Genomic DNA, 22,241 nt, shown 5'->3' with positions numbered 1-22,241 from the left:
GCTCTTCCTCCTCGGGCTCCTCCTGCCGGGTGGTGGAGTTTCCCGGCAGCCGTCAGGCCGAGCCGCCTGAGTTCCGGCCGGACGGCCCCCCGGTGGAGCGGCAGGCCGCCCCCACCCGGCAGGAGGAGCCCGAGGAGGAAGAGCAGCCGCCCCGCCGGGACGAAAAGGTGCTGGAGTTTCCGGGGGAGGAGGGCCCCGCCGCCGACAACCCCATCGCCGAAAAGCTCAACCGTCTGGTGCGCCGGGCGGACGACTACGCCTCTCATATGTACGAGGAGGAGGGGAAGGAGCACGACGAGCAGGTGCGCCGGGCGGAGGCCTATATCCCCGGCACCGACGAGGAGGAGGAACCGGAGCGGCCCCGGCGGGAGCGCCGTGCCCGCCGCCAGCCGCCTCCCGCCCCCGATCTGCCCGCCGGCGACCTGGCCCGGCGGTACAACAAAGGCCTCAAGTCCCTGGGGGTGCGGGGCACGCTGACCCTGCTGCTCTTTTTCCCCGCCCTCTACCTGTCGGTTGAGCTGCTGCCCTATCCCGCCCTGCTCACCCCCCAGATGCGGGTGTGGGCCCTGGCGGGACTCCAGGTCCTGGCCATGCTGCTGGGGCTGGACGGACTGCTCCGTGGCCTGTTCCGGGTGTTCCGGCTGGAGTTCGGCATGGACACCCTGCTGGCCTTTGCCAGCGCCGCCACCCTGGCCGACGCGCTGACCATGTTCCAGCTGGACAGCCGGGAAGGGGAGATGCCCTACTGCGCCGCCATCGTGCTGGGGCTGGCCCTGCTGCTCAAGGGCACCGCCCGCAAGCGCCGGGGCCAGCGGCTGGCCTGCCGCACGGCGGCCTCCGCCTCCCACCCCTATCTGGTGACCCTGGACGAGGGGAAATGGAACGGCCGGGAGGCCTACGCCAAGTGGTCGGGGGAGCCCATCGGCTTCGGACGGCAGATGCAGGCCAGCGACGGGGCAGAGCGGATCTTTCAGCGGGTGGTCCCCCTGCTGCTTATCGCCTGCCTGCTGCTCAGCGTGGTGGCCTCCATCGGGCGGGGGGCCCCGGAGCGGCTGCTGTGGTGCCTGTCCGCCACCCTCACCGCCTCCACCTCCCTGTCGGGTGCCCTGTGCTTCTCCCTGCCCTGGCTGCCCCTGTGCCGCCGGCTGAGCCAGTCGGGAGCCGCCATCGCCGGCTGGGACGGGGTCACCGCCACCGGCGGCAGCGGCATCCTGCTCACCGACACCGACTTCTTCCCGCCGGGCTGCGTGGCCCTCAACGGCATCAAGGTCTTTGGGGACTTCCCGGTGGACAAGGTGGTGGCCAATACCGCAAGCCTGATCAAGGAGTCGGGCTGCGGGCTGGACAAGATCTTTCACGACCTGCTCCGCTCCCAGGGCTGCGTCTACCGCCGGGTGTCCCAGTTCTACAGCTATGAGGGGGGGCTGTCCGCCCTGGTGCGGGACCAGCAGGTGCTGGTGGGCTCGTCGGCCTTCATGCACCTGATGGAGATTCCCCTGCCCCCCGGCCTCAACGTGAAAAACGCTGTGTTCTGCGCCATCGATGGGGAGCTGGCGGGCATCTTCGCCCTGAGCTATACCCTCCACGGCACTCTGGAGCCCTCCCTCAACAGCCTCATCCGCAACCGGATCACCCCCGTCATGGCCACCCGGGACTTTAACCTGATCCCCGCCATGCTCCGCCAGCGGTTCAAGCTGCCGGTGGACAAGATGGAGTTCCCAGCCGCCGAGCGGCGTATCGAGCTGTCTGACGAGGACCAGGAGCACAGCGACATCCTGACCGCCGTCCTCTGCCGGGAAGGGGTGGCCCCCTACTCCGAGGCGGTGGTGGGGGCGGTCCGGCTCCGCCGGGCGGTGCGGGTGGCCGCCGTGCTGGCCAGCCTGGGGGCGGTGGCCGGACTGGTGCTGGCCTTCTACCTCACCTTTGTGTGCTCCTATGCCTCCCTGTCCGCGGGCAACCTGCTGGTGTTCCTCATCATGTGGCTGGTGCCCACCCCGCTGATCTCCGGCATGGTCAACAAATACTGAGCCCCAAGGGCCCGTCCTCTTTCAGGACGGGCCCTTTTGCAAATCATTCATAATTTTCCTGCGGCTGTGAACAATATGTAAATCCTGCTGATAGGCCGTTGACTTTTTTCAGCGGAAGGCATACCATATGTTTCGTATAGAAAATAAATTTCGGACTACGGAGGAATAAAATTATGAAAGAGGTCAAAGAGCCGGAACAGAAACCCTCGCCGCCCAAAAAACCGCTGATTTTTTACTATTGTTTGGCCCTGATCGCCCTGATGCTCCTCAACGCCCTGTTTTTCCCCTCGGTGCTGGAGCGGCAGGTCTATGAGGTGCCTTACAGCCAGTTCCTCACCATGGTGGACAGCGACCAGGTGAGCCAGGTGGCCCTGGATGAGGACAGCCGGGAGACCATCTTCATCGGCACCGATGAAAACGGCCGGGAGGGGTATTACAAGACCGGCGTGTGGCCGGACGACGGCCAGCGGCTGCTCAATCAGCTGCGGGAGGACCCGGACATCGTCTTTACCGCCGAGATTCCCACCCAGGCCAACCCCATCATCTCCTTCCTGGTGAGCTGGATTCTGCCCATCTTCTTCTTCCTGCTCATCGGACAGCTGCTCTCCCGCTTCATGATGAAGCGGATGGGGGGCGGCATGCCCGGCGGCATGGGCAACGCCATGACCTTCGGCAAGGCCAACGCCAAGATTTATGTGGAGGAGGCCTCCACCGGGGTGTCCTTTGCCGACGTGGCGGGCCAGGATGAGGCCAAGGACGCTCTGATGGAGGTGGTGGACTTTCTCCACAACCCCCAGAAATACGCCGAGATTGGCGCAAAACTGCCCAAGGGTGTGCTGCTGGTGGGCCCGCCGGGTACCGGCAAGACCCTGCTGGCCAAGGCGGTGGCCGGGGAGGCCAAGGTGCCCTTCTTCTCCATCTCCGGCTCGGAGTTTGTGGAGATGTTCGTGGGCATGGGGGCCGCCAAGGTGCGGGACCTGTTCAAGCAGGCGGGGGAGAAGGCCCCCTGCATCGTGTTCATCGACGAGATTGACGCCATCGGCAAGAAGCGGGACACCGGCGGCTACGGTGGCAACGATGAGCGGGAGCAGACCCTGAACCAGCTGCTGGCCGAGATGGACGGCTTCGACTCCAGCAAGGGCGTGGTGCTGCTGGCGGCCACCAACCGGCCCGAGAGCCTGGATCCCGCCCTCATGCGGCCCGGCCGGTTTGACCGCCGGGTGCGGGTGGAGCTGCCCGACCTCCAGGGCCGGACGGCTATCCTGAAGGTCCACGGCAAGCATGTGCATATTGACGGCGATGTGGACTGGGACGCCATTGCCCGGGCCACCGCCGGGGCCTCCGGCGCGGAGCTGGCCAACATCGTCAACGAGGGCGCCCTCCGGGCGGTGCGGCAGGGCCGCAAGACCGTGACCCAGGCCGACCTGGAGGAGAGCGTGGAGACCGTCATCGCCGGCGCCCAGCGGAAAAACGCCGTCATCTCCCCGGAGGAGAAGAAGTTGGTGTCCTACCACGAGGTGGGCCACGCCCTGGTGGCCGCCCTCCAGACCCACTCCGCCCCCGTGACCAAAATCACCATCATTCCCCGCACATCCGGGGCCCTGGGCTACACCATGCAGGTGGACCAGGGGGAGCGCAATCTCATGAGCCGGGCGGAGCTGATCAATAAGATTGCCACCTTCACCGGCGGCCGGGCCGCCGAGGAGCTGATCTTCGGGCCGGACAACGTCACCACCGGCGCCTCCAACGACATCGAGCAGGCCACCAAGCTGGCCCGGGCCATGATCACCCGCTACGGCATGACCGAGCAGTTCGATATGGTGGCCCTGGAGACGGTACAGAACCAGTACCTGGGGGGCGACACCTCCCTGACCTGCTCCGCCGAGACTGCCGCGGAGATCGACAAGCAGGTGGTGGCCACCGTAAAGGCCGCCCACCAGAAGGCCCTGGCCATGTTGAAGGACCACCAGGATCAGCTCCACAGGCTGGCGGGCTATCTGCTGGAAAAGGAGACCATCACCGGCGAGGAGTTCATGTCCCTGCTGGAGGAGAAATAAGGACAAAAACTCCGCCCCGCAATGTTGCGGGGCGGAGTTTTGTCACAGAAGGGAGAGTTCCTTCCACAGCTTTTGCTGGTTGGGGAACATCCGCCGGGGGGGCGTGCGTTTGGCGTACCGGCGCGCGGTCTCCTGCCGCCGGGGAGGGGGGAGAAAGGCCACCAGCGGCTGGGCCCGCCCCTCAAAGGCCGCCAGGGAAAAGGCAATGTTGTTGTCCGCCGGGATGGGGTAGAACAGCATCAGCTCCAGAGCCTGAGCCGCCAGCTCCCCGGCCTCCTCCGCCGGACAGTCTGCCAGCAGCCCGGCCAGGGTGGCCACCTGCTGGGTGAGGGCGGCGTCAAATTCTTCCACCGCGTAGGCCACCCTGAGATTTCCCTGGGAGCGGAAGAAACGGCCCATGACCTCCCCCACGCTGGAGGCCTGGCTCTTTTCCAGCTTCTGAATAAAGGCGTCGTAGCAGCCGCGCAGCTCCTCCAGCGCCTGGGGGGCGGTCAGGGATTGGGCTTGGTCCATGGAGATCCCTCCTTTTTTCACATTATAGCGGCCCGGTGTGGAAAAAACAAGGCCCCGGCAAAAGCCGGGGCCTTGCTGCTGTGGGGGTACTTATGCCTGAGCCGCCACGTAGTCGGCGAACATCTGCTCGGCCTCGTCGGCCTTCTCGCCGATGAAGAAGAACACATAGCCGTCCTTGATCACGGTGCGGGCGTCCTCCACCTTGGGCAGGTGCTGGGACAGGTACCAGGAGAAGGTGTCCTCCTGGCTCTGACGGTAGGCCTCCAGAGCGTCGGTGACCACCTTCTCGTCGGCCCCCTCGGCCAGCTTGCCCACAATGATGGTGTCAGGGCTGGTGATCATGGGGAAGAAGGCCACCACCTGCTCAAACTGGTCCACGGGGAACTGGTAGGCCTCGGCCAGGGTCTCCTCATCGGTGCGCATGCCATACATCTCACTGTTTTCCATAATGGAGTAGGCCAGCTTCACCATGGGGTCGTTGTTGGGGGTGGTGATGGTGACAGAGCTGTCCTCCACGGTGACGGAGAAGCCCTCCAGCCCCTCCAGCACAGCGGCGGGCACGTAGGTCACGCCGCCCACGACCTCGGCGGTGGTGTTCACCGCCACGTCGTTGACCAGGATGGTGTTGGCCTCGAACTGGACGGTGATCTTGTCCTGGCCGAAGTTGAACCAGCCCTCGTTGTTCTCCTCGTCCCAGTAGGCGGAGCCGTGGTCGGCCTCGGCCACCAGGCGCATGGGCAGCAGGTCGGCCCGGCTGGCGGCGGGCACGCCGGTGGTGTCCAGCGTCTCCCCGTTCAGGGTGATGGAGGTGGCGTAGGCGTTGGGATTGGGGGAGATCAGCAGGTCCTCCGCGGCAAAGGCGGGGACGGTCATGGCCCCGGCCAGAGCCAGGGTAAGGGCGGCGGCGCCGAGTTTTTTCATAGCAAATTCTCCTTTGCGGTTTCATATAACAGTCACATAGACGAGCGGCAGTTGAAAAAGTTCCCTCTTTGGCCAAAAATTTTTAGCCCAGCCGGGGCGGCTTGCGCGCCGCCCCGTTTTCTGGTACAATAAAGAGTAAATACACGATGATATGGGACGAAAGGTGGCGAAAAAACCATGAATGGCGCGCTGATGCTCATTGGAGCCGTCATCCTCATCTGCATTCTGATGGACCGCTTTCTGGAAAAGCTGGCGGTGCCGTCTCTGCTGATTTTTCTGGGACTGGGCATGTGTTTCGGGGAAAACGGCCTGTTCCGCATTCCCTTTGACGACTATGCGGGGGTCAACCTCATCTGCTCCTTCAGCCTGGTCATCATCATGTTTTACGGCGGCTTCGGCACCAACCTGAAGGCCGCCCGGCCGGTGGCGGTGCAGGCGGGAGTGCTGGCCACCCTGGGGGTGGCGGGCACCGCCGGAGCGGTGGGCCTCTTTGCCCACCTTGCGCTGGAGCTGCCCTGGCTGGAGAGTATGCTCATCGGCTCGGTGATCTCCTCCACCGACGCCGCCTCGGTGTTCAGCATCCTCCGGTCCAAAAAGCTGGCCCTGAAGCACCACACCGACTCCCTGCTGGAGATGGAGTCGGGCTCCAACGACCCCATCTCCTATATGCTTACCACCGTGGTGCTCACCATGCTGGCGGGCCGGGACCTGTCCCTGCCCCTGCTGCTGGCCAAGCAGCTGCTGCTGGGGGCGGGAGCCGCCTGGCTGCTGCGGCAGGACCTGTTTTCCTCCCAGCAGAGCCGGACGGTGTGCCTGTTCGCCGTCATGCTGCTGGCCTACGCCCTGCCGGCGGTGGCGGGGGGCAACGGCTACCTCAGCGTGTACCTGTGCGGCATCTGGCTGGGCAACACCAATCTGGTGGAAAAGCGCTACCAGGTCTACTTTTTCGGCGTGCTCACCCACGTGGCCCAGGTGCTCATCTTCTTCCTGCTGGGCCTGCTGGTCACCCCGGTGCAGCTGCCGGCGGTGCTGCTGCCCGCCCTGGCTATCATGGCCTTCCTTACCCTGGCGGCCCGGCCCCTGGTGTGCGCCGTGCTGCTGCTCCCCTTCCGCGCTCCCTGGGGGCAGATCGGGGTCACCGCCTGGGCGGGGCTGCGGGGGGCGGCCTCCATCGTGTTCGCCATCTCCGCCGTCCTCAGCGGTATCGACATGCAATACGACCTGTTCAACCTGGTGTTCTGCGTGGTGCTGCTGTCCATGGCCATTCAGGGTACCCTGCTGCCCTGGGTGGCGGGCAGGCTGTCCATGACGGATCAGAGCGCCGATGTGGGCAAGACCTTCACCGACTACCAGGAGGAGAGCGACATCGACTTTGTGGAGGTCCGGCTGGACGCCGGCCATCCCTGGTGCGGCCAGGAGCTCAGCGCCCTGAGGCTGCCCGCCCAGCTGCTGGTGGCTATGGTGGACCGGGGCGGGACAGCCATCGTCCCCCGGGGAGACACCCGCGTGCAGGAGGGGGACCGGCTGGTGCTGGCCGCCCGGGCCTTTGAGGGGCGGGGGAACCTTTCTTTGCGTGAGGTGGCGGTGGACCGGGGCCACAAGTGGGCCAACCAGTCCGTCAGCCAGATTGCAACAGGAAAGCCCCGCCTGATCATCCTGATCAAGCGGGGCCTGGAGACCATGATCCCCACCGGCAGCACCGTGCTCCAGCCGGGGGACATGCTGGTGGTGGCCGAGGCGGAGGAGGCCCGCTGAGCAGCCGCTATTTGCCCACCGGGGCAAAGGAGGCCCGCACCAGAGCGGCCAGCTCCCCAGGCGCCAGCTCCACCTGGCAGCCGATTTTCCCAGCGCTCACCGTGACGGTGGGTAGGTTTTCCACACTCTGGTCCAGAACGGTGGGAAACTGCTTCTTCATCCCAATGGGGGAGCACCCCCCGTGGATATATCCGGTGAGGGGGAGCAGCTGGGCCTGCTTGATCATCTCGATGGACTTTTCCCCCACCGCCTTGGCGGCCGCCTTCAGGTCCAGCTCCTTCAGGACCGGGATGACGAATACATAATACTTTTTGCTGGCCCCCTGGGTCACCAGGGTCTTGCATACCGTGGCCGGGTCCTTCCCCAGCAGCGCGGCGGCGGTGCCGCCGTCCAGCGACCCCTTGGGGTCAAACCAGTGGGGGGTATAGGCCGTCTTTTTCTGGTCCAGCACCCGCATGACGTTGGTCTTTTCTTCCGACATGGTTGCATCTCTCCTGTGATCTGGTATAAGATAAGGACATCTTACTACAACAGAGGAGAGGATGCAAATGCTGGATACCCAGGGATGCCGGGGGCAGCTGCTGAACATTGCCCAGCGGCTGCTGTCCATTGACAGCCCCAGCGGTTTTACTCATAACGTGGTGCGGGAGGCCGAGCAGATCGCCCGGGACCACAGCTACGCCACCCGGCGCACCAACAAGGGCTCCCTCATCGTGTCGGTGCCCGGCCGGGAGAAGGGAAAGACGGTGGGCCTGTGCGCCCACATCGACACCCTGGGGCTGATGGTGCGCTCCATCACCGACGACGGGATGCTGATGATCACCAAGGTGGGAGGGCCCATTCTGCCCACCCTGGACGGGGAATACTGCCGGATCTATACCCGGGATGGGAAGAAATACACCGGCACCATTCTGTCCCTGTCCCCCGCCGCCCACGTCTTTGACGACGCCGCCACCCGGCCCAGGGACGAGAAAAATCTGGCGGTGCGCATTGACGAAAAGGTGAAGAGCAAGGCCGACGTGGAGGCTCTGGGCATCGCCGCCGGGGACTTTGTGTGCATCGACCCCAAAACCACCGTCACCGAGAGCGGATTTCTCAAATCCCGGTTCATCGACGACAAGGGCAGCGCCGCCTGCCTGCTGGTGCTGCTGCGGCTGATGCACTTTGCCCAGGTGCGCCCCCGGTACGATACCCAGGTGTGCTTCACCGTCCACGAGGAGGTGGGCCACGGCGGGGCCACCCTGCCGCCGGTGGACGAGCTGCTGGCGGTGGACATGGGCTGCGTGGGGGACGATCTGAACTGCACGGAATATCAGGTGTCCATCTGCGCCAAGGACAACAACGGCCCCTATGACTATGAAATGGTGAGCCGCCTGGTATCCCTGGCCAAAGAGAACGGGGTGGACTACGCTGTGGATATCTATCCCCACTACGGCTCCGACGTGGCGGCCGCCTGGCGCGCCGGTATGGACGCCAGAGGGGCCCTGATCGGCCCTGGCGTCCACGCTTCCCACGGCATGGAGCGGACCCACTTCGACGGGCTGAAGGCCACGGTTGATCTGATTGGCCTCTACCTGGAGCTGGGCTGACAAGACGGATGCATACAAGCGGGCCTGCCGGAAACGGACAGGCCCCTTGTCATAATGTACGGTATTTGATATAATAAAGGGTAATTTTGAGTGCGGGAGGGCAGTGCTGCCTATGAAATACAAACAGTGGAACCGGGCGTCCTGCCCGCTGGAGCGCAGACGGGTGCTGGAGGAGGCGGGCTTTACCGCCCTGGCCGCTCTGGCCCTGTACGCCAGAGGTCTGGACACCCCGGAGAAGGCGGCGGCCTTCCTGGCGGCGGACCGGGGCCAGCTCCAGGATCCCATGGAGATGCGGGACATGGACCGGGCGGCCGGACGGGTGGCCCAGGCCCTGGAACGGGGAGAGCGCATCGCGGTCTACGGCGACTATGACGTGGACGGCATCACCTCCACCTGCCTGCTGACGGATTTTCTCCGGCGGGAAGGGGGAGAGGTGCTCCCCTATATCCCCGACCGGCTGGAGGAGGGCTACGGCCTGAACCGGGAGGCGCTGGACACCCTCTGTCAGGAGGGGGTGCGCCTGGTGGTGACAGTGGACTGCGGCATCACCGCCGTGGAGGAGGCCGATTACGCCCGGGAGCTGGGAATGGACCTGGTGATCACCGACCACCATGAGTGCAAGGCCCAGCTCCCCCGGGCGATGGCGGTGGTGGACCCCCACCGGAGCGACTGCCCCTATCCCTTCAAGTGCCTGGCGGGAGTGGGGGTGGCCCTGAAGCTGGTGCTGGCCCTGGGCGGGCCGGACCGGCAGCGGGAGCTGCTGGAGCGGTACGCCGACCTGGCGGCCATCGGCACGGTGGCCGACGTGATGAACCTCGCCGGGGAGAACCGCACCATTGTGCGCCTGGGGCTGGAGGTCCTGCGCCACACCGCCCGGCCGGGGCTGAAGGCCCTGCTGCGGCAGGCGGGCATGGAGGAGCGGCCCCTCACCTCGGTGGCCATCGGCTACACCCTGGCCCCCCGGCTCAACGCCTCCGGCCGGATGGGACGGGCCAATCTGGCGGCGGAGCTGCTGCTCACCGCCGACCCCGCCCGGGGGGAGGAGCTGGCGGTGGAGCTGTGCCAGCTCAACCGGGAGCGGCAGGCCATCGAGGCGGAGATCTATGACCAGTGTATCCCCTTGGTGCAGGCCCTGCCCCAAAACCGGCGGTATGCGCTGGTGCTGGCCGGGGAACAATGGCATCAGGGGGTGGTGGGCATTGTGGCCTCCCGCCTGGCGGACCGGTATTCCTGCCCCACCTTCATGATCTGCCTGCAGGACGGGAAGGGGAAGGGCTCCTGCCGATCCTTCGCCGGGTTCAACCTGTTCGCCGCCCTGGAGCACTGTACCGATCTGCTGGAAAGCTTCGGCGGCCACGCGCTGGCGGCGGGCTTCACCATTCTGGAGGAGAACATCCCCGCCTTCGCCCAGGCCATGAACGACTATGTATGCGCCTGCACCGGCGGGAAAGAGATGGTGGCCGCCCTGGACATCGACGCCGAGGTGGAGGACCTGGACCTGCTCACGCTGGAGGAGGTGGAGGGCCTGGACCTGCTGGAGCCCTGCGGGGCCGGCAACCCCAAGCCGGTGTTCTCCCTGTCCGGCTGCATGGTCACCGCCCTCAGCGAGGTGGGCGGCGGTCGGCACCTGAAGCTGAAGCTGTCCGCCGGGGGACGGAGCTTGGACGCCATCTTCTTTTCCACCACCGCGGCGGAGGCCGGGGTGGCGGTGGGGGAGCGGGTGGACGCGGCCTTTACCCCCCAGGTCAACGAATACCGGGGCTGGCGGTCGGTCCAGCTCCAGCTGTGCGACCTGCGGCCCGCCCTCACCCGGGCCCAGGCCGAGCGGGCGCTGTACGAGAAGTTCCGCCGGGGGGAGAGCCTGACCCCCGCGGAGGCGGCCGCCCTGCTGCCCAGCCGGGAGGAGTTTGTGGTGCTCTGGCGCTATCTGCAGGGCCACGCCCAGCCCAACCCCCTGGAAGAGACCGCCCACCGGCTGGCCCGGAACATCGCCCGCTCCGCCGGAAAGCGGGAGACCGTGATGCGCACCCTGGTGTGCCTGGAGGTCTTTGACGAGCGGGGGCTCATCCAGCTCGAGCACACCACCGACCATCTCCATATCGCCCTGTGCCCGGTGGAGGGCAAGGTGGACCTGGAGGCCTCCTGGATCCTCCGCCGCCTGCGGGAGATGGGCGGCCTGTCCCGGTGAGCCCTATTTCAAGAAACAGGAGGTGCCTGTATGGACCCCATTCTGGAGCGCTATCAGGCGCTGGAAGATAAAATCAAAAGCTATAACCCGTCCCTGGACGCCCAGCGGCTGTTCAACGCCTTTACCTTTGCCGACAACGCCCACTCCGGCCAGCTGCGCAAGGACGGCTCGCCCTACATCACCCACCCCCTGGCGGTGGCCGAGATCGTGGCCGAGCTGGAGCTGGACACCGACTCCATCATCGCCGCCCTCCTCCACGACTGCATTGAGGACACAGGGGTGACCCATGAGGAGATTGCCAAGCTCTTCGGCGCCACGGTGGCCGACCTGGTGGAGGGTGTCACCAAGCTGACGCGGGTGCAGTATACCTCCAAGGAAGAGGAGCAGATGGAGAACCTGCGCAAGATGCTCATGGCCATGGCCAAGGACATCCGGGTGATCCTCATCAAGATCTGCGACCGGCTGCACAACATGCGCACCATGGAGTACCAGTCCCCCAGAAAGCAGCGGGAAAAGGCCCTGGAGACCATGGAGATCTACGCCCCCATCGCCCACCGTCTGGGCATGCAGCGCATCAAGTGGGAGCTGGAGGACACCTCCCTGCGCTACCTGGACCCGGTGGGCTACAAGGAGATCGCCGACGAGCTGGCCGCCCGGTCCGCCGCCCACGAGGAGTTTATGGCCTCGGTGCAGAAGCGCATCCAGGACCGGCTGGACGCCGAGGGCATCCGCTGCACCATCTACGGCCGGGTGAAGCACGCCTACTCCATCTACCGCAAGATGTACGCCCAGAACAAGACCATGGACGAGATCTTCGACCTGTACGCCTTCCGGGTGATCGTGGACGACATCCCGGAGTGCTACAATGTGCTGGGCGTGATGCACGACATGTTCAAGCCGGTGCTGGGCCGGTTCAAGGACTACATCGGCACCCCCAAGCCCAACGGCTACCAGTCCCTCCATACCACCGTGTTCGGCCGGGAGGGCATCCCCTTCGAGGTGCAGATCCGCACCTGGGACATGCACCGCACCGCGGAATACGGCATCGCCGCCCACTGGAAGTACAAGCAGGGCATGGCCAACGCCAAGCTGGGCACCGAGGCCGCCTTCGAGTGGGTGCGCAAGCTGCTGGAGAGCCAGCAGGACGTGGACGCCGAGGAATTTGTGCGCACCATGCGGGTGGACCTGTTCTCCGACGAGGTGTTCGTGTTCACCCCCCGGGGGGACGTGATCAACCTGCCCGCCGGAGCCACCCCCATCGACTTTGCCTACAACATCCACTCCGCCGTGGGCAACCACATGACGGGGGCCAAGGTCAACGGCCGGATGGTCACCTTCGACACCCAGCTGAAAAACGGCGACATTGTGGAGGTCATCACCTCCAAGTCGGCCCACGGCCCCAGCCGGGACTGGATGAAGATCTGCAAGTCCAACGAGGCCCGCAACAAGATCCGTCAGTGGTTCAAAAAGGAGCGGCGGGAGGAGAACATCGCCACCGGCCGGTCCTCCTTCGAGTCAGAGCTCAAGCACATGGGCCTGTCCCTGGCGGCCATCACCGCCGAGGACGTGCTGCCCTTTATTTTGAAAAAGGTGCGCTTCGGTTCCCTGGACGAGCTGTACGCCGCCATCGGCTACGGCGGTATGTCCGCCCAGAAGGCGGTGGTGCGGGTCAAGGACGAGATGGCCCGGCTCAACCGCCTCCACGCCGAGCAGGCCGCCGCCGAGCGGGAGATGCCGGACGATTCCATTTACCCCGCCACCGGCAATCCGCCCCCCGCCCCCATGAAAAACGGCAAGAAGGACCAGAGCGGCATCATTGTGGAGGGCATCGACAACTGCCTGGTGAAGTTCGCCAAGTGCTGCACCCCCGTGCCCGGGGACCCGGTGGTGGGCTTTATCACCCGGGGCTTCGGCGTGTCGGTCCACCGCTGCGACTGCCCCAACGCCGACCCCGCCCGGCGCAAGCCGGAGGAGGCGGGCCGGTGGGTGCAGGTCCGCTGGGCCGAGGGAGAGCTGGCCTCCTACCGCACCAGCCTGGAGATGTCCGCCAAGGACCGGGACGGCCTCACCCTGGACGTGGCTATGGTCCTGTCGGCGGCCAAGGTCAAGACCACCAGCCTGTCCGCCCGGTCCATGCCCGACGGCTACGCCAACGTGAACATCGTGCTGGAGGTGAAAAACCAGTCCGAGCTCACCGCCGTCATCAACAAGCTGGGCCAGATCCAGGGCGTGTACCAGGTCAAGCGGGCGGCCGGATAGGCGCGCCGCCGTAAAGGAGAGAGATTATGACCAGCCAAGCCAATACCACGGACCCCATCCTGGACGCGCTGGTGTCCCAGTGCTTCCGGGGGGGCGAGGTGCTCCTGCGGGAGCTCCGCCTCACCCCAGAACAGGCCCGCCGCCTGGCGGCGGACTACCCGGCCCGGGTGGAGCCCCTGGGCCAGGATTGGTATGAGATCAGCTTTCAGGAGGCGAGTTGTTTTTATGTCAACTGAGTTTGTGCCCGTGCTGCTGGGCGCGGATATCAACGCCTACAGCATGGCCCGGGCCTTCCATGAGGCCTACGGGGTAAAGAGCGTCGTGTTCGGTATGTTTGCCGCCAGCGTGTGCGCTGGCAGCAAGATCATCGACTACCGCATCCGGCCCAACAACGACACCGTGGGGCAGGTGCTGAAAAACGTGTCCGAGGTGGCCAGGGAGCACCCGGACAAGAAGATTCTGGTGCTGGGCTGCGGGGACAACTACCTCAACGCCATCTCCGCCAATCTGCCCAACTATCCGGAGAACGTCATCGCCCCCTATGTGGAGCTCTCCGTGCTGGAGGGGCTGATCCACAAGGAGAAATTTTACGAGCTGTGCGACAAATATGGCATCGATCACCCCGCCACCGTGGTATACCATAAGGGTATGGGCCACAGCTTTGCCCTGCCTTTCAGCGGTCCCTTTGTGGTCAAGCCCGCCGAGTCGGACACCTACTGGAAGCACCCCTTCCCCACCCAGAAGAAGGCCTATGTCCTCCAGACCCGGGAAGAGGTGAACCAGGTCATCGACCAGATCTATGAGGCGGGGTATGAGGACGCCCTGATCATCCAGGACTTCATCCCCGGGGACGACAGCTACATGCGGGTGGTTACCAACTACTCCGGCGCCGACGGCAAGGTGCGGCTCATGTGCGTGGGCCACGTGCTGCTGGAGGAGCACACCGGCCATGCCATCGGCAATCACGCCGTCATCATCACCGAGCCCGAGCCTGAGCTGTGCGAAAAGCTGAAAAGCTTCCTGGAGGCCATTCAGTTCACCGGCTTCTCCAACTTCGACATCAAGTACGACCAGCGGGACGGCAAGTTCAAGGCCTTTGAGATCAACTGCCGCCAGGGCCGGAGCAACTACTATGTCACCGGCGCGGGGTACAACCTGGCCAGGTACCTGGTGGAGGACCGCATCGAGGGCAAGCCCTGTGAGCTTACCATCACCAAAAACCGCCATCTGTGGTGGGTGATCCCTCCCAAGGTGGCCTATGATTATGTAAACCCCAGATATCATGAGGAAATGCAGGCCCTGCGGGCCCACAACGCCGTGGTCAACCCTCTGTTCTACAACAAGGACAACGGCCTGATCCACAAACTGCGGATTTTAAAGGGCCAGCGGCGGTATGTGGGCTGGTATGCCTCCTGCATGGAAAAGGTGAGATAATGGAACAACGCCTCGGCATCCTGGGGGGTATGGGACCCCAGGCCACCCAGGATTTTTACCAGCGGATTTTGGACCGCACCGACGCCGCCTGCGACCAGGAGCACCTGCCCACCCTGATCTGGAGCGACACCGCCATGCCCGACCGCACCGCCGCCATTTTGGGGGGCGACGCGGAGGGCTGCTTCCAGCGGCTGCTGGCAGGGGGCAGGCTGCTGGAGCGGGGGGGCTGCACCGTGCTGGCCATCCCCTGCAACACCTCCCACTACTTTGCCGACCGGCTGCAGGGAGAGCTGTCCCTCCGCCTCATCCACATGCCCCGGGAGACCGTGGGGGTGCTGGCGGAGGAGGGAAAAAAGAAGGTGGGCATCCTGGCCACCGACGGTACCGTCCGCACCGGCATCTATCAGAAGGAGTGCGACGCCCGGAACATTGAGGCCCTCTCCCCGCCGGAGGACATCCAGAAGCTGGTTATGAGCATCATATACGACGAGATCAAGCGGGGCGAGACCGGCTCCCGGGAGAAATTCGCCGCCATCGACCGCTGGCTCCGGCAGGCGGGCTGCGACGGGGCCATCCTGGGCTGCACGGAGCTTTCCGTCTACCGCACCTACCACGGCCTGCCCGACTACTACCTGGACGCCATGGACGTGCTGGCCCAGCGGTGCATCACCGCCTGCGGCTACAAGCTGCGCCTGGTGTAAGGCGGCCGGGCAAGGGAGCCCAGATAAAGCCCCGCCTGAAAGGCGGAGCGGAAAACCGCCTCCTCTTTGCGCTGACCCGCCAGGGCGGTCATACCTTGATAGTCCCGCAGATGGGACGCCTGTTCCGGGGGGAGCGTCTGGAGCAGCGTGTCGTACTGCAGGGCTGCGTACCGCAGATTTTCCCCGTACTCCGGGTCCTTTATCTCCAGATGGTCCAATATGTCGGTATAGATATGCCGCAGAAAGTCATCCATTGTATTTCCTCCAATTGGGTGATACTCTGATTATAGTTCCCCCAAATGGGTGATGTCAAGAGGTGTACTATGGAAATCTTAGGACAACGGCTGCTGCTGCTGCGAAAGCAAAAGGGACTTGCCCAAAAAGATGTGGCGGAGGCGGTGGGGATCTCGTTTAATTCCTATTGCCGTTACGAAAAGAATGAGCGGGAGCCCATGGCGCCCACCATTGCAGCCTTGGCGGACTTCTTTGGGGTCAGCGCCGACTATCTGCTGGGGCGCACCGAGCAGCCGTAACATTCTTACATTTTCACATGGTGGTGAAGAAACATGAGCAACACCCGCCTGCCTTTGGGCGACTATGTGCAGCTGCTGCTGCGCCATGACCTGCTGGCCGACCAGGGGCCCATCCCCGCCGACCTGACCGCTCCGGTGTCCCTGGTGTCCTGCGACTCCCAGGTGGTGATCCCCCGCACCCTCTTTGTGTGCAAGGGGGCCAAATTCAAGGAGGACTACCTGCGCCAGGCCATGGACAGCGGGGCCTTTGTGTATGTCAGTGAGCAGCCCTACCCCAATATCCCCCTGCCCTGCCTGCGGGTGACCGATATCCGGCGGGCCATGGGCCTGCTGGCCGACTTCTTCTACGGCCATCCCTCGGGCAAGCTGTCCATCACCGGCATCACCGGCACCAAGGGCAAGACCACCACGGCCTACTATATCAAGTCCATTGTGGACACCTGGCTGGCCGCCCGGGGCCACCGGGAGAGCGCGCTGCTGTCCACCATCGTCACCGACGACGGGGTGGAGCGCAAGACCGCCAAGCTCACCACCCCCGAGCCCCTGGATCTGCAGCGGCACCTGTCCAACGCCGTGTCCGCCGGGTCGGACTACCTCACCATGGAGGTCTCCTCCCAGGCGCTGAAGTACGGCCGGGTCATCGGGGTGGACCTGACGTGCGCGGTGTTTCTCAACATCGGCGAGGACCACATCTCCCCGGTGGAGCACCCCGACCTGGAGGACTACCTCCAATCCAAGCTGCTCATTTTCAAGCAGGCGAAAACCGCCTGCATTTCCATGGACTGCGACCACGCCGACCAGGTGGCGGCGGCCGCCGCCCGGTGTGAGCGGGTGCTCACCTTCTCCCAGAAGAATCCCGCCGCCGACGTGTATGGTACCAACGTGCGCAAGGAGGGCAACCGGATCGCCTTCCACGTCCGTACCCCCCGGTACGAGGGGGAGCTGGCCATTTCCACCCCCGGCCTGTTCAATGTGGAAAACGCCCTGGCCGCCGTGGCCGTGGCGGAGGCCTACCACATCCCCTATGAGACGGTGGAAGAGGGCCTGCTGAAGGCCTTTGTCCCCGGCCGCATGGAGCACTACACCAGCGCGGACAACCAGATTTCCGTCATTGTGGACTACTCCCACAACGGCATGAGCCTGCGCAACGCCCTGCGGTCTGTGCGGACGGAGTACCCCGACCGCCAGCTGACGGTGCTCTTCGGCTGCACCGGCGGCAAGGGCATCGACCGCCGGGAGGGCATGGGCAACGCCGCCGGGGAGTTTGCCCACCGGATCATCCTCACCGAGGACGACCCCGGCCCGGAGGAGGTGGAGGACATCTGCGCCGACATCGGGGTGTTCCTCAAGCGCTGGAACAAGGACTATACCGTGATCCCCAACCGGGAGCGGGCGGTGGAGACCGCCATTCTGGAGGCCCAGCGTCCCGCCGTGGTGCTGCTGGCGGGGAAGGGGTGCGAGGTCTACCAGAAGCGGAAGAACGGCCCGGAGCCCTGTATCCCCGACGGCACCCTGGCCCAGCACGCCCTGGAGAAATACGACCGTGAACGGTCTTGATAAGGCTTTTGCCGCCGCAGGCGCCGCCGCCTGGGGCGGCTTGCCGTTTTCAGAACTGGCGGAGGACATGACCCGGGAGGCCGTGAAGAAGGCGGAGGAGTTGTGTCCCAACCCCCGGACCGTGCTGGTGGCCGCCTTCCCCTATTACGCCGGGGAGCGGGGGGGCAACCTGTCCCTCTACGCCCGGGGACTGGATTATCATACCGTGGTCACCCGAAGGTTGAATACGGTTTGTGATTTTTTGAAGGAAAAATACGAAAATGGCCGGTTTCTGCCCGCCGCCGACAATTCCCCCCTGCCGGAGCGGCAGGCGGCCTGGCGGTGCGGCGTGGGCATGCGGGGGAGGCACGGCCTGGTGATCCTGCCCCCATATGGCTCCTATGTGTTTCTGGGCACCATCCTCACCGACGCCGTGCTGGAGCTGCCGGAGCGTACCCCGTCCCCCGGCTGCACCGACTGCGGCAGGTGCCGGTCCGCCTGCCCCGGCGGGGCCCTGGGGGAGGGAGGCGTGGACCCTTCCCGCTGCCTGTCCCAGCTGACCCAGAAGAAGGGGGAGCTGACAGCGGAGGAGGCAGCCCTGCTGAAAGCCCATCCCCTGATCTGGGGGTGCGACTGCTGTCAGCGGGCCTGCCCCTACAATGCCCGCCCCGCCCTTACCCCCCTGCCGGAATTCCGGGAGGGGCTGTTGGATGCCCTCACCGGGGCCGACCTGGCGGGGCTGACCAACCGCACCTTCCGGGAGAAGTATGGGGACCGGTCCTTCGCCTGGCGGGGCCCCGCCCCCCTGCGCCGCAACCTGGAGCTCCGGGGGGAGTAGGGCCAACGGGGGGGATTTGTTCACAATTTCCCCTTTTTTATCAGGGGGTTCTATGATATACTAAGAGACCGATATTGGCACAATACGCCCGGCTCCGCCCGGAGAGGAATAAGAAAGGTGAACGTGATCCATGGGACTGCTGAAGAAACTGTTTGGTACCAGCTCGGAGAAGGAGCTCAAGGCCATTAGACCCATTGTGGACAAAATTGAGGCGCTGGACGGGGAGTACTCCAAGCTCACCGACGAGCAGCTCAAGGCCAAGACCCCGGAATTCAAGGAGCGCATCCAGAACGGAGAGAGCCTGGACGATATCCTGCCCGAGGCCTTTGCCACCTGCCGGGAGGCCGCCTGGCGTGTGCTGGGCATGAAGCCCTACCGGGTACAGCTCATCGGCGGCATCATCCTCCACCAGGGCCGCATCGCCGAGATGAAGACCGGCGAAGGCAAGACCCTGGTGGCCACCCTGCCCGCCTACCTGAACGCCCTGGCCGGCGAGGGCGTCCACATCGTCACCGTCAACGACTACCTGGCCAAGCGCGACAGCGAGTGGATGGGCAAGGTGTACCGCTTCCTGGGCCTCACCGTGGGCCTGGTGATCCACGACGTGCAGCCCAAGGACCGCAAGGCCTCCTACGCCGCCGACATCACCTACGGCACCAACAACGAGTTCGGCTTTGACTACCTGCGGGACAACATGTGCATCTACGCCACCGAGATGGTCCAGCGGGGCCACGCCTTCGCCATCGTGGACGAGGTGGACTCCATCCTCATCGACGAGGCCCGTACCCCCCTCATCATCTCCGGCCAGGGAGACAAGTCCACCCAGCTGTACACCATTGTGGACGACTTTGTCTCCCGCCTGAAGGGCCAGCGGGTCACCAGCGTGGACACCAAGGAGGAAGAGGACCCCGATGTGGACGCCGACTACATCGTGGATGAGAAGGCCCGCACCGTCACCCTCACCGCCCGGGGCGTCAAGAAGGCCGAGCAGCAGTTCCAGCTGGAGAACCTGGCCGACCCGGAGAACACCACCCTGTCCCACCACATCAACCAGGCCATCAAGGCCCGGGGTCTGATGAAGCGGGACATCGACTACGTGGTGAAGGACGGCGAGGTCATCATCGTGGACGAATTCACCGGCCGCCTGATGTTCGGCCGCCGGTACTCCGAGGGCCTCCACCAGGCCATTGAGGCCAAGGAGCACGTCACCGTGGCCCGGGAGTCCAAGACCCTGGCCACCATTACCTTCCAGAACTACTTCCGCCTGTACAACAAGCTCTCCGGCATGACTGGTACCGCCATGACCGAGGAGGAGGAGTTCGGCACCATCTACGCCCTGGACATCGTGGAGATCCCCACCAACAAGCCCCTGGCCCGCATCGACCACCCCGACGTGGTGTACAAGAACGAGGTGGGCAAGTACCGGGCCATCGTCAACCAGATCGAGGCCTGCCACCAGAAGGGCCAGCCGGTGCTGGTGGGCACCGTCTCCATCGAGAAGTCGGAGGAGCTCTCCGCCATGCTGAAAAAGCGGGGCATCAAGCACAACGTCTTGAACGCCAAGTTCCATGAGAAGGAGGCCGAGATCGTGGCCCAGGCCGGCAAGCTGGGGGCGGTCACCGTGGCCACCAACATGGCCGGCCGTGGTACCGACATCATGCTGGGCGGCAACGCGGAATTTCTGGCCAAGGCCGAGCTGCGCAAGGCCGGCCTGTCCGACGAGCTGATTGCCGAGTCCACCGGCTTTGCCGAGACCGACAACCAGGAGATCCTGGACGCCCGGCGGATGTTCACCGAGGCGGAGTCCAAGTACAAGGATGAGATCAAGGAGGAGGCCGAGAAGGTCCGGGCCGTGGGCGGCCTGTTCATCCTGGGCACCGAGCGCCACGAGTCCCGCCGCATCGACAACCAGCTGCGGGGTCGTGCCGGCCGTCAGGGCGACCCCGGCGAGAGCAAGTTCTTCCTCTCCCTGGAGGACGATATCATGCGCCTGTTCGGCTCCGAGCGGGTCATGGGCATGATGGAGAAGCTGGGCGTGGACGAGGACACCCCCATCGACGCCAAGATCCTCTCCAACGCCATTGAGAACGCCCAGAAGCAGGTGGAGTCCCGGAACTTCCAGACCCGGAAAACCGTGCTGGAGTACGACGACGTGATGAACACTCAGCGTCAGGTGATCTACGAGCAGCGCCGCAAGGTGCTGGACGGGGAGAACCTGAAGGAATCGGTGCAGAACATGATCACCACCGTCATCACCAACGAGGTCAACGCCCACATGGGCGAGCTCAAGCACATGGACGCCGAGAACTGGCGGGAGGTGTGCGCTCAGTACCGGGGCATGTTCCTCACCCCCGACGAGTTCAAATTCACCGACGAGGAATTGCTGAACTATGACGCCCAGGGCCTCATCGACCTGCTGCGGGAGCGGGCCACCGACGTCTACACCCGCAAGGAGCAGGAGCTGGGCGAGCCCCTGATGCGGGAGCTGGAGCGGGTGATGATGCTCCGGGTGGTGGACGAGTACTGGATGGACAACATCGACGCCATGCAGGAGCTGCGCCAGGGCATCGGCCTGCGGGCTTACGGCCAGAACGACCCGGTGGTGGAGTACAAGCGGGAAGGCTACGAGATGTTTGAGCGGATGATCGCCGCCATCCAGGAGGAGACCCTGCGGCGGATCTTCCTGGCCCGGGTCCAGGTGGGCGGCCAGGTCAAGCGGGAGCGGGTGGCCAAGGTCACCGGCGAGAGCGCCGGGGCCGACGGCACCGTGAAGAAGCAGCCGGTGAAGAAGGGCAAGAAGGTGGGCCGCAACGACCCCTGCCCCTGCGGCAGCGGCAAGAAGTACAAGAAGTGCTGCGGCATGCATGAGGAAGATTGAGTATTGACCGCCCTAAATGGAGGAACTCCGTGAACATCATTGAACACAATCAAAACGGCCTGGTGTACCTTGCCGCCGACGGCTTTGAAGCCGCCGGCGGCGTGGCCCACGGCTTTTCCACCCGGCTGGGGGGCGTGTCCGACGGCATCTACACCTCCCTCAATCTGGGGATGAACCGGGGAGACGACCCGGACAAGGTGAAAGAAAACTACCGCCGCTTCTGCGCCGCCATCGGCGCCGACTTGAAGGGGGTTGTGTGCGCCAGCCAGGTCCACGGGGACACGGTGCGCCCGGTCACCACCGCCGATCTGGGCATCGGCCTGGACGAGGGGGAGCCCTGGCAGGCCGACGGCCTGGTGACCGACATCCCCGGCGTGGTGCTCACCGTGTTTACCGCCGACTGCCTGCCCATCCTGCTCTATGATCCGGTGCGCAGGGTGGTGGGGGCGGTCCACGCCGGCTGGCGGGGCACCGCCCTGGGCATCGTCACCCGGGCGGTGGAGCGGATGGTGGACTGCTACGGCTGCGACCGGCTGGACATCCTGGCCGCCATCGGCCCCGGCATCTCCAAGTGCTGCTTTGAGACCCACGAGGACGTGCCCAACGCCATGACCGAGTCCATGGGGGCCTCCGCCCTCCACTGCATCCAGGTGCTGCCCACCGGCAAGTTCCATGTGGATCTGAAGGCCCTCAACGCCAAGCGGCTGGAGGGGGCGGGGCTGGCCCCCGAGCACATCGCTGTGTCGGCCGACTGCACCTCCTGTCTGCCGGAGAAATATTGGTCCCACCGCTATACCCACGGCCAGCGGGGGAGCCAGGCCGCCATGATCGCGCTGCTATGAGAAAAGGGCTGTCCATTTTATTGCTGGCCCTCTGCCTGCTGCTGGAGGGGTGTGCCGTGGACGGGGCAGGTGTATTTCAGACTCATGATTTCACACTCCTCCAGAAGATAGAAAAACGCCCCGCGCCACCCTGTCACATAGACGGATGGGGGCGCAGGACGCGAAAGGGC

The 22,241-nt window shown here is 64.9% G+C and carries 18 protein-coding genes; 14 read left to right on the top strand and 4 right to left on the bottom strand.

Annotation, left to right across the window (positions count from 1 at the left end; genetic code table 11):
• Window positions 1-2,027, top strand: a 2,027-nt coding sequence (locus tag B5F88_RS14090) for a hypothetical protein (RefSeq protein WP_087347431.1), incomplete at its 5' end; no start/stop codon positions are given.
• Window positions 2,028-2,200: 173 nt separating this feature from the next.
• Window positions 2,201-4,084 carry an ATP-dependent zinc metalloprotease FtsH gene (gene ftsH / locus B5F88_RS14085; RefSeq protein ID WP_087347427.1) on the top strand — a complete coding sequence of 628 codons (1,884 nt, stop codon included), beginning with the start codon at window positions 2,201-2,203 and terminating at the stop codon, window positions 4,082-4,084.
• A 42-nt stretch (window positions 4,085-4,126) separates the two neighbouring features.
• On the opposite strand, the gene B5F88_RS14080 is transcribed toward ftsH, so the two are convergent.
• The gene (locus B5F88_RS14080) at window positions 4,127-4,597 is read right to left on the bottom strand and encodes a hypothetical protein (RefSeq protein WP_087347425.1); all 471 of its coding nucleotides are present in this window, start codon (window positions 4,595-4,597) and stop codon (window positions 4,127-4,129) included.
• A 90-nt stretch (window positions 4,598-4,687) separates the two neighbouring features.
• Window positions 4,688-5,518, bottom strand: a complete 831-nt coding sequence (locus tag B5F88_RS14075; protein ID WP_087347423.1) for a DUF4358 domain-containing protein — start codon at window positions 5,516-5,518, stop codon at window positions 4,688-4,690.
• Window positions 5,519-5,695: 177 nt separating this feature from the next.
• Between B5F88_RS14075 and B5F88_RS14070 the strand changes: the two genes are divergently transcribed.
• Window positions 5,696-7,273 carry a potassium/proton antiporter gene (locus B5F88_RS14070; RefSeq protein WP_087347421.1) on the top strand — a complete coding sequence of 526 codons (1,578 nt, stop codon included), beginning with the start codon at window positions 5,696-5,698 and terminating at the stop codon, window positions 7,271-7,273.
• Between the two features lie 7 nt (window positions 7,274-7,280).
• Here the strand turns inward: B5F88_RS14070 and ybaK are convergent, their stop codons facing one another.
• Window positions 7,281-7,754 (bottom strand): Cys-tRNA(Pro) deacylase, encoded by a 474-nt coding sequence (gene ybaK / locus B5F88_RS14065; RefSeq protein ID WP_087347418.1) that lies wholly within the window; start codon window positions 7,752-7,754, stop codon window positions 7,281-7,283.
• 67 nt (window positions 7,755-7,821) lie between these two features.
• On the opposite strand from ybaK, the gene B5F88_RS14060 reads away from it, so the two are divergent.
• The 6 genes from B5F88_RS14060 to B5F88_RS14040 all read left to right on the top strand — a co-directional run bounded on the left by B5F88_RS14060 (window position 7,822) and on the right by B5F88_RS14040 (window position 15,444).
• A complete protein-coding gene (locus B5F88_RS14060) occupies window positions 7,822-8,862 on the top strand; it encodes a M42 family metallopeptidase (protein ID WP_087347415.1) in 1,041 nt (346 codons plus the stop codon).
• 112 nt (window positions 8,863-8,974) lie between these two features.
• On the top strand, window positions 8,975-11,050 hold the full coding sequence (recJ, locus tag B5F88_RS14055; RefSeq protein ID WP_087347413.1) for a single-stranded-DNA-specific exonuclease RecJ: 2,076 nt from the start codon (window positions 8,975-8,977) through the stop codon (window positions 11,048-11,050).
• Window positions 11,051-11,080: 30 nt separating this feature from the next.
• Complete coding sequence (locus B5F88_RS14050) at window positions 11,081-13,309, top strand: bifunctional (p)ppGpp synthetase/guanosine-3',5'-bis(diphosphate) 3'-pyrophosphohydrolase (RefSeq protein WP_087347411.1); 2,229 nt, start codon at window positions 11,081-11,083, stop codon at window positions 13,307-13,309.
• Window positions 13,310-13,335: 26 nt separating this feature from the next.
• Complete coding sequence (locus B5F88_RS21110; RefSeq protein ID WP_191400143.1) at window positions 13,336-13,545, top strand: hypothetical protein; 210 nt, start codon at window positions 13,336-13,338, stop codon at window positions 13,543-13,545.
• The gene (locus tag B5F88_RS14045; RefSeq protein WP_087347409.1) at window positions 13,535-14,743 is read left to right on the top strand and encodes an ATP-grasp domain-containing protein; all 1,209 of its coding nucleotides are present in this window, start codon (window positions 13,535-13,537) and stop codon (window positions 14,741-14,743) included. The genes B5F88_RS21110 and B5F88_RS14045 overlap by 11 nt, the downstream gene beginning before the upstream one ends.
• Window positions 14,743-15,444, top strand: a complete 702-nt coding sequence (locus B5F88_RS14040) for an amino acid racemase (protein WP_242959806.1) — start codon at window positions 14,743-14,745, stop codon at window positions 15,442-15,444. The genes B5F88_RS14045 and B5F88_RS14040 overlap by 1 nt, the downstream gene beginning before the upstream one ends.
• Here the strand turns inward: B5F88_RS14040 and B5F88_RS14035 are convergent.
• Window positions 15,423-15,698 (bottom strand): hypothetical protein, encoded by a 276-nt coding sequence (locus tag B5F88_RS14035; RefSeq protein WP_087347405.1) that lies wholly within the window; start codon window positions 15,696-15,698, stop codon window positions 15,423-15,425. The two genes, B5F88_RS14040 and B5F88_RS14035, sit on opposite strands and share 22 nt — an antisense overlap.
• 69 nt (window positions 15,699-15,767) lie before the next feature.
• On the opposite strand from B5F88_RS14035, the gene B5F88_RS14030 reads away from it, so the two are divergent.
• From B5F88_RS14030 to pgeF, 5 genes are all read left to right on the top strand, one after another.
• Window positions 15,768-15,977, top strand: coding sequence for a helix-turn-helix transcriptional regulator (locus B5F88_RS14030; protein WP_242959805.1), 210 nt, complete (start codon window positions 15,768-15,770; stop codon window positions 15,975-15,977).
• A 33-nt stretch (window positions 15,978-16,010) separates the two neighbouring features.
• Window positions 16,011-17,534: a UDP-N-acetylmuramyl-tripeptide synthetase gene (gene murE / locus B5F88_RS14025; RefSeq protein ID WP_087347401.1), complete on the top strand. Its 1,524-nt coding sequence runs from the start codon at window positions 16,011-16,013 to the stop codon at window positions 17,532-17,534.
• Window positions 17,521-18,351 carry a QueG-associated DUF1730 domain-containing protein gene (locus B5F88_RS14020; protein ID WP_242959804.1) on the top strand — a complete coding sequence of 277 codons (831 nt, stop codon included), beginning with the start codon at window positions 17,521-17,523 and terminating at the stop codon, window positions 18,349-18,351. Before murE ends, B5F88_RS14020 begins: the two co-directional genes overlap by 14 nt.
• Before the next feature lie 130 nt (window positions 18,352-18,481).
• A complete protein-coding gene (gene secA, locus B5F88_RS14015; RefSeq protein WP_087347400.1) occupies window positions 18,482-21,229 on the top strand; it encodes a preprotein translocase subunit SecA in 2,748 nt (915 codons plus the stop codon).
• 29 nt (window positions 21,230-21,258) lie between these two features.
• Entirely contained in the window at window positions 21,259-22,071 is an 813-nt protein-coding gene (pgeF, locus tag B5F88_RS14010; RefSeq protein WP_087347398.1) for a peptidoglycan editing factor PgeF, read from the top strand.
• Window positions 22,072-22,241: the final 170 nt, after the last annotated feature.

Origin of the sequence: Flavonifractor sp. An306 (genome assembly GCF_002159455.1) — a bacterium.
Lineage (GTDB): Bacteria > Bacillota > Clostridia > Oscillospirales > Oscillospiraceae > Flavonifractor.
The sequence above is the reverse complement of the archived record's forward strand: the minus strand, read 5'-3'. Positions and strand labels throughout refer to the sequence as shown.

What these genes read in the sequence shown, in the direction of transcription:
- ftsH (WP_087347427.1), top strand. Translation starts at nt 2,201, where the DNA reads ATGAAAGAGGTCAAAGAGCCGGAACAGAAACCCTCGCCGCCCAAAAAA.
- B5F88_RS14080 (WP_087347425.1), bottom strand. Translation starts at nt 4,597, where the DNA reads ATGGACCAAGCCCAATCCCTGACCGCCCCCCAGGCGCTGGAGGAGCTG.
- B5F88_RS14075 (WP_087347423.1), bottom strand. Translation starts at nt 5,518, where the DNA reads ATGAAAAAACTCGGCGCCGCCGCCCTTACCCTGGCTCTGGCCGGGGCC.
- B5F88_RS14070 (WP_087347421.1), top strand. Translation starts at nt 5,696, where the DNA reads ATGAATGGCGCGCTGATGCTCATTGGAGCCGTCATCCTCATCTGCATT.
- ybaK (WP_087347418.1), bottom strand. Translation starts at nt 7,754, where the DNA reads ATGTCGGAAGAAAAGACCAACGTCATGCGGGTGCTGGACCAGAAAAAG.
- B5F88_RS14060 (WP_087347415.1), top strand. Translation starts at nt 7,822, where the DNA reads ATGCTGGATACCCAGGGATGCCGGGGGCAGCTGCTGAACATTGCCCAG.
- recJ (WP_087347413.1), top strand. Translation starts at nt 8,975, where the DNA reads ATGAAATACAAACAGTGGAACCGGGCGTCCTGCCCGCTGGAGCGCAGA.
- B5F88_RS14050 (WP_087347411.1), top strand. Translation starts at nt 11,081, where the DNA reads ATGGACCCCATTCTGGAGCGCTATCAGGCGCTGGAAGATAAAATCAAA.
- B5F88_RS21110 (WP_191400143.1), top strand. Translation starts at nt 13,336, where the DNA reads ATGACCAGCCAAGCCAATACCACGGACCCCATCCTGGACGCGCTGGTG.
- B5F88_RS14045 (WP_087347409.1), top strand. Translation starts at nt 13,535, where the DNA reads ATGTCAACTGAGTTTGTGCCCGTGCTGCTGGGCGCGGATATCAACGCC.
- B5F88_RS14040 (WP_242959806.1), top strand. Translation starts at nt 14,743, where the DNA reads ATGGAACAACGCCTCGGCATCCTGGGGGGTATGGGACCCCAGGCCACC.
- B5F88_RS14035 (WP_087347405.1), bottom strand. Translation starts at nt 15,698, where the DNA reads ATGGATGACTTTCTGCGGCATATCTATACCGACATATTGGACCATCTG.
- B5F88_RS14030 (WP_242959805.1), top strand. Translation starts at nt 15,768, where the DNA reads ATGGAAATCTTAGGACAACGGCTGCTGCTGCTGCGAAAGCAAAAGGGA.
- murE (WP_087347401.1), top strand. Translation starts at nt 16,011, where the DNA reads ATGAGCAACACCCGCCTGCCTTTGGGCGACTATGTGCAGCTGCTGCTG.
- secA (WP_087347400.1), top strand. Translation starts at nt 18,482, where the DNA reads ATGGGACTGCTGAAGAAACTGTTTGGTACCAGCTCGGAGAAGGAGCTC.